General features: G+C 70.2%; 9 protein-coding genes and 1 pseudogene. 8 read left to right on the top strand and 2 right to left on the bottom strand.

The window, feature by feature from the left end; translation table 11 throughout:
* Positions 1–51 precede the first annotated feature (51 nt).
* Positions 52–1,080 carry an ROK family glucokinase gene (locus tag ADX84_RS06585; RefSeq protein ID WP_049569119.1) on the top strand — a complete coding sequence of 343 codons (1,029 nt, stop codon included), beginning with the start codon at positions 52–54 and terminating at the stop codon, positions 1,078–1,080.
* A 1-nt stretch (position 1,081) separates the two neighbouring features.
* Here the strand turns inward: ADX84_RS06585 and ADX84_RS06580 are convergent.
* Positions 1,082–1,723 (bottom strand): annotated as a pseudogene (locus tag ADX84_RS06580) (Uma2 family endonuclease).
* 148 nt (positions 1,724–1,871) lie between these two features.
* Between ADX84_RS06580 and ADX84_RS06575 the strand changes: the two are divergent.
* The 3 genes from ADX84_RS06575 to ADX84_RS06565 all read left to right on the top strand — a co-directional run bounded on the left by ADX84_RS06575 (position 1,872) and on the right by ADX84_RS06565 (position 4,656).
* The gene (locus ADX84_RS06575) at positions 1,872–2,645 is read left to right on the top strand and encodes an SDR family NAD(P)-dependent oxidoreductase (RefSeq protein WP_049569115.1); all 774 of its coding nucleotides are present in this window, start codon (positions 1,872–1,874) and stop codon (positions 2,643–2,645) included.
* A gap of 9 nt (positions 2,646–2,654) precedes the next feature.
* Entirely contained in the window at positions 2,655–3,419 is a 765-nt protein-coding gene (locus ADX84_RS06570; RefSeq protein WP_049569113.1) for a crotonase/enoyl-CoA hydratase family protein, read from the top strand.
* A 136-nt stretch (positions 3,420–3,555) separates the two neighbouring features.
* On the top strand, positions 3,556–4,656 hold the full coding sequence (locus tag ADX84_RS06565; protein WP_049569110.1) for a DUF6716 putative glycosyltransferase: 1,101 nt from the start codon (positions 3,556–3,558) through the stop codon (positions 4,654–4,656).
* 3 nt (positions 4,657–4,659) lie between these two features.
* Here ADX84_RS06565 and ADX84_RS06560 read toward each other — a convergent pair whose 3' ends face one another.
* Positions 4,660–6,795 (bottom strand): acyltransferase family protein, encoded by a 2,136-nt coding sequence (locus ADX84_RS06560; protein WP_049569108.1) that lies wholly within the window; start codon positions 6,793–6,795, stop codon positions 4,660–4,662.
* A gap of 591 nt (positions 6,796–7,386) precedes the next feature.
* On the opposite strand from ADX84_RS06560, the gene ADX84_RS26955 reads away from it, so the two are divergent.
* The 4 genes from ADX84_RS26955 (at position 7,387) to ADX84_RS06545 (ending at position 11,997) form a co-directional block, all read left to right on the top strand.
* The gene (locus ADX84_RS26955) at positions 7,387–7,509 is read left to right on the top strand and encodes a hypothetical protein (RefSeq protein ID WP_255352555.1); all 123 of its coding nucleotides are present in this window, start codon (positions 7,387–7,389) and stop codon (positions 7,507–7,509) included.
* 519 nt (positions 7,510–8,028) lie between these two features.
* Positions 8,029–10,095: a hypothetical protein gene (locus ADX84_RS06555; protein ID WP_053107260.1), complete on the top strand. Its 2,067-nt coding sequence runs from the start codon at positions 8,029–8,031 to the stop codon at positions 10,093–10,095.
* Positions 10,095–10,958: a phage distal tail protein gene (locus ADX84_RS06550; RefSeq protein ID WP_049569105.1), complete on the top strand. Its 864-nt coding sequence runs from the start codon at positions 10,095–10,097 to the stop codon at positions 10,956–10,958. The genes ADX84_RS06555 and ADX84_RS06550 overlap by 1 nt, the downstream gene beginning before the upstream one ends.
* Positions 10,959–10,995: 37 nt before the next feature.
* Positions 10,996–11,997 carry a hypothetical protein gene (locus ADX84_RS06545; RefSeq protein WP_049569102.1) on the top strand — a complete coding sequence of 334 codons (1,002 nt, stop codon included), beginning with the start codon at positions 10,996–10,998 and terminating at the stop codon, positions 11,995–11,997.
* Position 11,998: the final 1 nt, after the last annotated feature.

Here is an 11,998-nt window from a genome sequence, read left to right as displayed (position 1 = left end):
GGGTCGGATGACCGGGGCCGTGCGGTCCCCGGCCGGTGGAGTGGAGCGGGCATGATGACGGACGCGCGGTACGGGCACTCCCTGACCGTCGGTGTGGACATCGGCGGTACCAAGGTCGCCGCCGGGGTGGTCACGCCGGGCGGCAGGGTGCTGGCACGGCTGCGGACGGAGACCCCGGAGCGGAGCAAGAGCCCCTCGGTGGTGGAGGAGACGATCGTGTCCGTCGTGTCCGAGCTGCGCAGGGAGTACCGGGTGCGGGCCGTGGGCGTGGGCGCCGCCGGGTTCGTCGACGAGCGTCGTTCCCGGGTGCTGTTCGCTCCCCACCTGTCATGGCGTGAGGAGCCGCTCAGGGACGCGCTGTCGGTGCGCCTGGGGCTGCCGGTGGTGGTGGAGAACGACGCCAACGCCTCGGCGTGGGCCGAGGTGCGGGCCGGAGCGGCGCGGGGTGTGGACGACGTCGTGGTGGTGAACCTGGGGACCGGGATCGGCGGCGCGATCGTCCTGGGTGGTGAGCTCAGACGTGGGCGCTTCGGGTTGGCGGGCGAGTTCGGTCACATGACGGTGGTGCCTGGCGGACACCGCTGTGAGTGCGGGAACCGGGGCTGCTGGGAGCAGTACGCCAGCGGTAACGCGCTCACTCGTGAGGCCCGTGAGCTGGTGAGGTCGGAGTCTCCGGTGGCGCAGGGGCTGCGGCAGGCCGTGGGCGGGGACCCGGCGCTGATCACCGGGCCGCTGGTGAGCGAGTTGGCCCGGAAGGGGGACCGCGCCTGCCGTGAGCTGATGGAGGAGGCGGGCGGGTGGCTCGGCGTGGGGTTGGCCAACCTCGCGGCCGCCTTCGACCCGGAGCTGTTCGTGATCGGTGGGGGCGTGTCCGAGGTGGGGGAGCTGCTGCTGGACCCGGCGCGCGGCGCGTTCGCGAAGAGTCTGACCGGTCGCGGCTACCGGCCGGAGGCGCGGGTGGTGGCCGCAGCCCTGGGCAACGAGGCGGGGCTGGTGGGCGCGGCCGATCTCGCGCGCGAAGCCCTGCCGAGGGGGAGGAGGCGTCGCCGACAGCCGCGCCTGGGCAGGGCCCGGTGGTGACTCAGCGCCGAGGGGTCAGCGCCCGCACGTTGACGTCGATCGGGAAGGGCACGTCCAGCTTGAGTCGTTCCCGGGCGATGGTGGTCGGGACGTAGCGAGGCGCGGAGGTTCCATCGAGCTCGTACACGTGGATGGCGGGCCCTTCGTCCTCCTGCTCGATCCGCCAGAAGTGCGGGATTCCGGCCGCCGCGTACTTCATCGGTTTGGTGGTGCGGTCCCGCTCCCGGGACTCCGGGGAGACGATCTCGATCGCGATGAGCACGTCCTCGGGTGGGACGTGGGTGGCCCGGTACCAGTCGAGGTGGTCGTCCTTCCCCTCCTCGAACTCGTAGACGAGGATGTCGGGCTCGGGGTGCTGGTACTTGCCCAGCTTCATGGTCATCCTCAAAGGATGTCGACGTTCTTCGGTGCCGCTTCCTCCAGAGCGTTGGCCAGGTGGCGCACGACGTGCGAGTGAAAGCGGGTCTGGGGGAACGAGCGCTCCGTCGATGAGTTCCATCCGGGGTACCCCCGGAGGAAGTTTGTCCATGTCATCAGCGGTCCAGCCCCCGGGCGGGGTGAGGAACCAGTCGGGGAGCGGCTCGGCCGTCGAATCCTCCTGGGTCGATTCCTGGGGCCACTCCAGTGTCGCTGTTCTTCGCATGACAGGAAGGTAGCGCTGAGTGACGACAGAAGAACACGCCTTGCTGATACCCGCTCTTGCGGGTTCCAACGGCGCTGGTCACGGTGCTACCCGCGATTAACCGAACCCGGTTCTAGTGTGCGGGTCACATTCTCTGTAGAGTGCGGCCATGGATCTCAACGGAATCTCCGCCCTCGTCTCGGGCGGCGCCAGTGGCCTCGGTGAGGCCACCGCCAGGGAACTCGCCTCCGCCGGTGCCACCGTCGTCGTCGCCGACCTCAACGCCGAGCGCGGCGAGGCGGTCGCCAAGGAGATCGGTGGCGTCTTCGTCTCCACCGACGTCTCCCAGGAGGACCAGGTCAAGGCCGCCGTCCAGGCCGCGGTCGACACCGGCAAGCCCTTCCGGGTCGCGGTCTCCTGCGCCGGGATCGGCTGGGCGACCCGCACGGTGGACCGCAGCGGCAACCCCCACGACCTGGACAGCTACCAGAAGGTCATCCAGGTCAACCTCATCGGCACGTTCAACGTGCTCCGCCTGTCGGCCGCCGAGATCGCCAGGACCGAGCCGGTCAACGAGGACGGCGAGCGCGGCTCCATCCTCAACACCGCCTCCCTCGCGGGCATTGAGGGCCAGATCGGCCAGATCGCCTACTCCTCCTCCAAGGGCGGCGTGATCGGCATGACCCTCCCGGCCGCGCGCGACCTCGCCGCGATCGGCGTCACGGTCAACACCATCGCCCCCGGCATCCTGGAGACCCCCATCTACGGCGACGGCCCGGGCTCGGAGGAGTTCAAGCAGCGCCTGGCCGCCCCGGTTCCCTTCCCCAAGCGCCTGGGCACCGCCAAGGAGTTCGGCAAGCTCGCCCGGACCCTGCTGGAGGTCAGCTACGTCAACGGCGAGGTCGTCCGGATCGACGGCGCCCTGCGCATGCCCCCGAAGTAGGAGGACACCGTGTCCGACGAGGTTCTCTACACGGCTGAGGACGGCGTCGCCGTCATCACCATCAACCGTCCCAAGGCGAAGAACGCCGTGAACGCGGCGGTCGCGGCGCGCATCGCCGAGGCCCTCGACGACGTGGACGCCCGCAAGGACGTCAACGTCGCGATCATCACCGGCGCCGGTGGCACCTTCTGCGCCGGAATGGACCTCAAGGCCTTCATGAAGGGCGAGGTCCCCGTGGTTGAGGGGCGCGGGTTCGGCGGTTTCGCCGAGCGCGGCCCGAGGAAGCCGCTGATCGCCGCGGTCGAGGGATACGCCCTGGCGGGCGGGTTCGAGGCGGTGCTCGCCTGCGACCTGGTCGTGGCGGCGGACGACGCCAGGTTCGGCATCCCCGAGGTGAAGCGCGGTCTGGTCGCGGGAGCCGGTGGCCTGCTGCGCCTCCAGCACCGCATCCCGCGCAACATCGCGATGGAGTTCGCCCTGACCGGTGACTTCGTCGGCGCTGGGCGTCTGGCGGAGCTGGGCCTGGTCAACCAGGTCACCGAGAGCGGCGGCGCTCTGGAGGGCGCCCGGGCCCTGGCCGCCCGGATCACCCCGAACGGTCCGCTGGCCCTGAAGGTCTCCAAGGAGATCATCCAGGCCTCGGACGACTGGTCCACGGACCAGATGTGGGAGCGGCAGAACGAGCTGGCGGGCCCCGTGTTCGTGAGCCAGGACGCCATGGAGGGGGCGATCGCCTTCGCCGAGAAGCGTGACCCCGTCTGGAAGGGCGAGTAGCGCGCCCACCGGCACCGTGCGGCGGCCGTCCCCTGGGGTGCGGCCGCCGTTCGTGTTCCCGAACCATGGGTTCCGAAGTGGTCACTCTCCGTGTGTAGCCTGGGATCTCCATCCCGAACGCCAAGGAGACGGCTTCGTGACCCTCATTCCCACTGGGAGCCGCCCCGCTACCCGGCTCGGGGCGCCCACGATCCTGGCGGTGGCCGACACCTCGGAGCGGGTCGGACTCACCGTGGCCATGCTCGACCGGCTCTCCGGGGCCGGGACCACCGTCGGGCTCGCGGTGGCCCGTACCGACCGGACCCCCTCCCCGGCCCGTATCCGTAACGAGACCGAGGGCAGCCGCCAGGCCGGTCTGCGCGTGCCGGTGCTCACGGCGCGCCAGATCCGCTCGTTGGTCCGGCGCCACCGCCCCGGCGTCGTGCTGCTCAACTGTTCCGGTCCGCTCGTGGAGACACTGTCCTGCTCGCTGAGGTCCGTGCTGCGCCGGTACCGGCCGGTGGTGGTGTCCGCGCTGCCCGCGCTCTCACTGCCCGCCACCGAGGGCGAGTGGCTGCACCGCTCCAGGGTCGACCTGCTCGTGGCGCACAGCCGCCGCGAGGTCGCCGAGTACTCCGCCCTGGGCGAGCGTCTCGGCGTCCGTGGCGAGGTGGGGTTGGGCAGTCTGCCTCTGAGCCGAGGGAACGCGGACCGGGGGACCCGGCGCGACCGTGTGGTGTACGCGGCCCATCCCGGGGCTCCGGACACCGAGCGGGGGCGCCGGGTCGTCCTGCTCGCCCTGACGGAGCTGGCCGAGAGTCGCCCCGACCTGGAGGTCGTGGTCCACCTGGGCCACGAGTCGGGGAGCCGCCACCCATTCGTGGAGTGCTGGCGCTCGATGGTCCGGGCCGACCTGGCCGAGGACCACGTGCTGGTCTTCCGCTCCGGACAGCTGTCCGACCAGCTGGACCGGGCGCGCGGCCTGGTGGCGATGGGTTCGCCCGCCGTTGTCGAGGCCCTCGCGCACCGGGTGCCCACCCTGGTCCTCACCGACTTCGGGGTGGGTCCGGGGCAGGGCAACGCGGTGTTCGAGGACAGCGGACTGTTCGGCACCCTGGCCGACCTGCGGGCCACCCGCTTCCGGCGGCCCAGCCGTGAGTGGGGCGAACAGAACCACTTCCACCCGCCCGAGCACGATGACTGGGTGGACCGGCTGCGCGTCCTGCACGGGCGCTCGCTGAGGGGTGAGCTCGGCTGAGCCTCAGGACTGGTTGCCCTGCTCCTGCGTCGCCTCCTGGAGCGGCAGGGCGGCTTCGGCGAGGGTGAGCTCCGCCTCGGGCGCCCGGCCCGCCGCGGCCAGGAAGTAGGGCTCCATGACCATGGCCAGCGACTGGGAGAAGGAGTAGGAGAAGTGGTTGGTGTCGTAGTACACCAGCTGGTTCCCGATCACCCCGTGGCAGACCTCGTCCTGGCACAGGTAGTTGGTCATGTCCAGGAACCGGGTGTTGGGCGGAACGTCGGTGAGCTCCTCGTAGGGGGCCTGCGCCGCCATCGAGTTGGATCTGGGCTCCGAACACTCCGAACGGTGGTTGCGGTCGGTGCAGTCGGGGACCCGGAAGGAGAACCGGGGGGTGTCGCGGACCGCGACGACGTCCACGCCCTGGTCGTCGAGCTGGCGCCAGCGCTCCACGAAGCCCTCGGGGACGTGCTCGTCGGGGCCGGTGCGCACGCTGGTCAGTGAGCCCAGGGTGAAGACCGTGTCCGGTTCCAGGACCTCCAGGGCGGCCATGACGTTGTCGTTCCACCGCGTGCACTCGGGGAACTCCGCCCCGCGGTACTGCTGCTCGTGCGCGCTGAACTGGCAGGCGTTCTTGGTCATCGTCACCAGCCGCCATCCGTGCTGGTCGGCGAGGGTCTCCAGGGCCTGGAACCAGTGCCGCACGTGGGAGCTGCCCACCAGGGCGATCGTGTAGTCGGAGCGCACGTCGCCGAACTCGCAGGAGACCACCTCGGGCTGGTTGATCAGCGCGTTGCACTCGCGGGTCTGGTTGATGGTGTCGCGGGCGACCGTGGTCGTGTCCGGGTAGATCGGCAGGGCGGGCAGGTTCCGCGCCAGGTCCTGGTCGAGGTGGACGGCGGCGCCCGGGTAGGCGAGCGGGTTGGAACTGAGCTCCGTGCGCAGCTGCCGGTCGCGTTCGATCGACTGCCCCCACAGGGAGCCCGCCACCAGGACGGGCACCACGAACAGGATGCCCGCCGCGAGTGACCACACCGGGGTACGCAGGCGCCGGGTGGCCCGGACCACGCCGCCGTCCACCAGCCAGCTGGTGGCCAGCGCCGCCGCGAAGGAGACACCCAGGACGAGGAAGCCGCCGCCGAGGGTGGGACGGTCCTGCCCGGTCAGCTCCAGGTGCAGGACGAGCACCGGCCAGTGCCACAGGAAGAGGGTGTAGGCGTGTCCGCCCAGCCAGGTCAGCGGGCGCGCGCACAGGAGGCGGTTCGCGGACAGGCGTCCGTTGTCCGCTCGGCCCGCGCCCGCGAGGATGATCAGCAGCGCCGCCAGCGTGGGCCACAGGGAGGCGTAGCCCGGATAGGGCAGGGAGTCGCCGATCACGAACCCGCACAGGACCAGCGCGACCAGCCCGATCCACCCGGCGGCGGCGCGCGCCCAGCCCGGCAGGTCCACCCGGTGGACGAACAGCGCGAGCAGGCCGCCCAGGGCCAGCTCCCACAGGCGGGCACCGGTGTCGAAGTAGGCCCACACCGGTTCGGTCGAGGTGATCCACAGCGAGTAGGAGAACGAGAGCGCGAACACCGTGCCCACAGCCACGGCGGCGCCCCGGCGGACCGACCGGCCCAGCCGGACGGCGAGCAGCGCGGCGACACCGATCAGCACCGGCCACAGCAGGTAGAACTGCCCCTGCACGGCCAGGGACCAGAAGTGCTGGACGGGGCTGGCGGCGGAGTTCTCCGCCATGTAGTCGACCGACCCCAGGGCCAGGTGCCAGTTCCCGTAGTAGAGCGCCGCCGCCCACACGTCGTCGATGACGGCGGTCCACTGGGAGCGCGGGAAGTACGCGTGGGCCATCAGCAGGACCGCGCCGAGTACCACCGCCCCCGCGGGGAAGAGCCGCTTGACCAGCTTGGTCCAGAAGGCGGCGAGGTCGACGCGTCCGTCGCGCTCCATCGCCCGGACCAGCGACCCCGTGATGAGGAAGCCGGTGAGCAGCAGGAAGACGTCGACACCGCCGGAGACCGTGCCGAACCAGATGTGGTAAACGGCGATGAGCAGGGCGGCGACGGCGCGCAGCCCCTCGATGTCGGGTCGGCGGCGGTGCCGGGGCGTCACGTGGGGCGTGACGGGGTCGGGGGCGCGGTTCAGGGCGGAAACGGACACGGGCCTGCCTCGGGCTCGAAAAGGTGAGGGCAGGGGTCAGCCGGGCCGTTCGGTTCGTACGACGGGCACCAGGTGTGCGGTGGGGGCTGAGGGAGAAGCCCTGCCTGTCCAGTATCAGCAGCACCGGGGTGTGTCCCGTGTGAGGGACGGGCCCTGTTGTCGAGTCGAGATGAAATCTGTGTGAATGCGTATCCGCGAACAGGAAGAACGTGTGCGGCGGGTCACATTCGGGGTGTATGTCGGGGCCTGAGTGGTCCCGTTGTCAACGTTCGGGTGTTCGCACGCCGGTGAAGCGGGAGGGCGGTCTCCTCCTCCACGGATCCCTTCGCGGGACTGCCCCGGCTGGCGGCATTCTGACGAACTTCGTCCGGCGCCACGGGACGGCTGGTTCTGGCTTTTCTGTCCGGTGGAGTTCCCCGGATTCTCCTTCCGGCCGATGGTGACGACCCTTCTTTCCGGCGTCCTCCTGGGGGATTGTGGTCGGCTGTGAGGATTTCTGCCTCTGGCGCGAGAAAACGCATTGTTCTGTCTCTTGGTGTCTTGTTGATTGCGGGGTGTGGTGGATACGACGAAAGTGCTCCCAGAGCGGAGGTGGAGAAACAAAGGGGAGGGGCCTTCACCGACGAACAGTGGGAGGACGTTTTCGGTGTCTACGAGACCGAGTGCGAGAACGAGTTCATGATCGAGAGCGTCGTGGAACACGGAATCCGGTAAGGGGACGAGAACCTTCTCCGGCTCGAAGGGACCATGGCCGAGCACCTGTGTCCGGAACACGTCCACCACATGGAGTACGCACTCACGCAGGTGAGGTGAGAAGTGCGGGGACGGTCGCCGCCGCCAGGTGACCGGCCCGACCAGACGGTCAGTCGCCCAAGGGCGCTCGGGAACCAGGCAGGACCGGGGTCGGCCTCGGCTCACGCCCTCTCGCGCCCCGCCCGCTCCGAGCCGATCCGTCCGGACCCTTGTGGGGGACCGGTGCGCTGTGGCACGCTTTTGGGGAGCACCACAGGTGTGCCCGACCCGGCCAGGAGCCGGGTTTTCGTGTTTCCAGGGCCCTTCCACGGTCCGACGCGCCTACCGCCGCCCAGAGCCGTTCAGCCGTTCAGCCGCTCCGGCCGCGCTCTCCCCGCCCCGCCCGCGCCCAGCCGCGCCGGGGCCGCGTCGTTTCCGTCCGCCCCATGCGTCCCCGGCCCACAGGGCCGTTTTCCCTCGACGGCCGAGCAGAGGTGAGCCATGTCCGGCGCCGTGTCCGTGCGTGTCCAGATGATCCCCGAGCTGAGCAGCATCGGCGACCAGGTCAGGAAGCAGCTGGAACAGGACTTCGCGTCGCTGCCGCAGGTCGGCAGGGATGCGGGGGGCCAGATCAGTGAGCAGCTCGCGGGTGCCATCAACGAACGCCTCTCCTCCGGGTTGTCCGGCGCGCCCCCGGCCGTCCAGGCCTATGGGCAGCAGATCTCGGACACCCTGACCAGCACCCTGGTGAGCGCCGGGCAGAGTATCGGGGCCCAGCTCGGCGCGGCCATGACCTCCGGGGTGTCCCCGCGGGTGAGCGAGATGTTCTCCGGGCTCCCGGCCAGCGCCTCGGGGGCCGCCTCCCAGGCGGCCGACCTCATCGGACAGGGACTCGACGCTCTGCCCGGGGTGGTCGAGAACCTGGGGGCCGAGGCCGGGCGTCTGCTGACCGACAAGGTCACGGACGGCGCGGGGGAGGCTGGCGGCAAGGGCGGGACCCTGCTCGCGGACAGGGCCAACGAGATGATCGAGAGTGGTCTGGCGAACATGCCGCCCGCGGTCCAGGCGTTCGGCGGACAGGTCGGTGAGACGCTCAGCGCCACGCTTCCCGCCGCGGGCGAACAGATCGGCCGAGCGCTGGCCAGCAAGCTCGTCGACGCGGCGGCCCCGGTGGTCGCCCAGGGGTTCTCCACCGGCACACAGGCGCTGCGCGACCTGGCCACCGGGTACCGGACGGCGGGTGCCGGGGCCGACAGCTTCGGCAAGAACGCGACCAAGGGCGGGGTGGCGGCCAAGGCGGGGGCCATCGGCAGCAACCTGATGGCCGGGGCGCAGAAGGCGCTCAACACGGTCATGAGGGCCAACCCGATCGGCCTGATCGTCACGGCCCTGGGCGCGCTGGTCGCCGGACTCGTGTACGCCTACCAGAACTCCGAGACCTTCCGGGAGATCGTCGACGGGATCTTCTCCTTCGTGCAGGAGATCGCCGAAGGGGTCATGGCCTTCTTCACGGAGACGTTACCGGGCATGTGGACGGCGCTGATGGAGGCCGCCGAGGACTTCTGGGACACGTTGGTCGGTCTCATCGAGACCGCCTGGGAATGGATCAAGACGATCCTCGCCCACCACCCGTTCGCCCTCCTGTTCACCTACTGGGACGAGATCACCGCGTTCATCGGTGAGGCCTGGGACTGGCTGGTGGAGAAGACCGGCGAGGTCTGGGACTGGCTGGTCGAGAAGATCACGGGGGTGGGCCAGAGCATCGTCGACTTCCTCACCGGCATCTGGGAACGGGTCACCAGTGCCGTGCAGGCGGCCTGGGACTGGGTGGTCGAGCTGATCGACTCGGCCTGGCAGACGGTGCTGGACACGATCAGGGGCGCCGTCACCTGGGTCGTGGAGCTGGTCGAGGGGCTGCGCGAACGGATCGGGGCGGTCTTCTCAGCGATCCGGGAACGGCTGGGCGGGATCGTCAGCGGCATCGCCACCGCCATCAGCGACGCGTTCGAGAACGCCCGCAAGTGGGCGGTCGAGAAGTTCGAGGCCCTGCGCACGGGGGTCGAGGAAAAGATCGAGGCGGTCCTGGAGTTCGTCGGCGACCTGCCCGAGACGATCAAGGGCTACTTCTCCGACGCGAAGAACTTCCTGGTCAACGCGGGCAAGAACATCATTCAGGGCCTACTCGACGGAATCGACGAGGTCTGGCAGAAGGTCAAGGACAAGCTCTCCGACCTCACCGACTTCATCCCCAGTTGGAAGGGTCCGGCCCGGGTCGACAAGAAGCTGCTCACCCCGGCCGGCCGGATGATCATGGACGGCCTCATGGACGGGATCGACGACCGTCTCCCCGATCTGCGCGGTCAACTCGGCGACGTCAGCGGTGAGATCACCAAACGGGTGGTCCCCGCCTCCCTGGAGGTAAGGGACCACGCCGCGGGCCTGTCCGGCTCCCCGCTGGCCCAGGGCGGACCGGTCGTCAACATCGAGCGGTTCGAGGCCACGGAGGAGATGTCGCCGCACGAGGTCGGGGACCGCCTGATGTTCCTGATGCGATCGAGAGGCATGTGATGAGCGGACTCAGGGAGGGACAGATCCGCTGGCGTGGACAGCTGCTGTTCGACGGAGGCGATCTGGCCCTGACCGAGTTGGAGGGCTGGGACGACCTGCCCGAGATCGAGACCGGCAACGTCGAGCGCGCCGCCCGGCACGGAGCCTGGCCGGGGGCGGCCCTGGCGGGACAGCGTCTGGTCACGGCCGTCGGAGTACTGACCGGTGCCGGGTCCCTGCCGGACGTACGCACGGTGCTGCGACCGCTGCGCCGGGCGCTGACCCTCACGGACGGAGCCCGGCAACACCCGCTGGAGATCTGTGTGGGAGGGGAGAGCCTGACCGCCCACGCGCAGGTCACCGCCCGGGTCATCCCGGGCGGACCGGCCTTCCGGAGCGCACGGCCGATCGTCACGGTGCAGTGGACCTGCGCTGATCCGCGCCGGTACGGGAGCGCGCGCCAGAACACGGTGAACCCGCCCCAGCCCAGCGAGGACGGCCTTGAGTACCCGTTGGAGTATCCCCTCGACCACGGGCGACCAGCTCACGGCGGCGGGGCGAACCTGCTCAATGACGGGGACAGCCCCACCCACCCCGTGGTGGAGGTCGCGGGGCCGTGTTCCCGGCCGCGTCTGATCAACCGCACGACCGGAACCAACCTGGAGTTCGGGCTCACCCTGGCGGGTTCGGACCGACTCGTCGTCGACTGCGACCAGGGGACGGTGCTCCTCAACGGTGTCGACGGCTTCCACCACATCGCGCCCGCGTCCGTTCCCCCTGAGCACTGGACGCTGGCCCCCGGGACCAACCCGGTCCACTTCCGCCCACAGACCTCGGAACCCGAGGCCTGGGCCCGTTTCCGCTGGCGCGACGCCTACCTGTGACACCGGGACCATCGCCGTCCACCGACTGGAGGAACACATGACCATCCGATCCCTGGCCCTGCGCTCCGGGGCGACCTCCGCCGAGGACCACAGGGTCATCCTGGGGGCGCTCCTGGGCAGCGCGGAGGGGGAGGCCCTGGACCGGCGCAGCGGGCTCTTCCACGACAGGGGCACCGCCGACCTGAGCGGCTCCGACATGACCGCGACCATCGCTCCGTTCGTGGTCGCGGTCCGGGGAGCGTCCGCGACCCACCAGGGCACCTATCTCGTCGCCAGTACCGAGGCGGTCGAGGTCGAGCTGGAGGACGGCCCGGCCGAGGGCGATCGCGTGGACCTCGTGGGCGTGGTGATCCGCGACGACACCTACGACGACTCCGGGGAGACCGAGGCCGAGGTCCGGGTGGTCGACCCGGACTCGGACGAGACCTACCTGCCGCTGTTCGAGATCACCGTGCCCCAGGGGGCCACGGCGGGTGAGGGCGGGATCGACTGGCCGCGGGAACCGGGGGCCGCACTGTCCCAGAACATCGCGGACCGGCGCGACTACACCTCGGTGGCAGGCGGTGTGGTGCGGGTACCCGACACCGCCTCCCGGAACCGGATGGAGGAGGTGACGGACGGGACGTTGGCCTACGTCACCTCCAGCAGGGACCTCTACGTCCTTGAGGAGGGTGCGTGGGTCACGGTCGCGGGCCCCGAACACGAGGTCCGCAGGCCCAAGGTCGTGGCCGGGCTGGTGACGCACATCGTCGCCGACGAGCCCGCCGGGGACTACTTCCGGGGCGGCGCCTTGGTGACCTTCGAACCGGGAACCTTCCGCGAGACCCCGGCGATCTTCATCACGGGTGTCAGCGACGTCCCCGGCAACCTGAAGGAGGTCACCTGCATCCGCCGGAGCAAGGACGGCTTCACGATCCGTGTGGCCCGCACCAACCACACGGAGTTCACCGTGAGCTGGATGGCGATCGAGAGGACCGAGGAGACGATCAGGGCGGTGAAACCGCCCCCGCAGGACCAGGCGCGGGACTCGGCGAAGTGAC

Source organism: Nocardiopsis sp. SBT366, assembly GCF_001083815.1.
Lineage (GTDB): Bacteria > Actinomycetota > Actinomycetes > Streptosporangiales > Streptosporangiaceae > Nocardiopsis > Nocardiopsis prasina.
The sequence above is the reverse complement of the archived record's forward strand: the minus strand, read 5'-3'. Positions and strand labels throughout refer to the sequence as shown.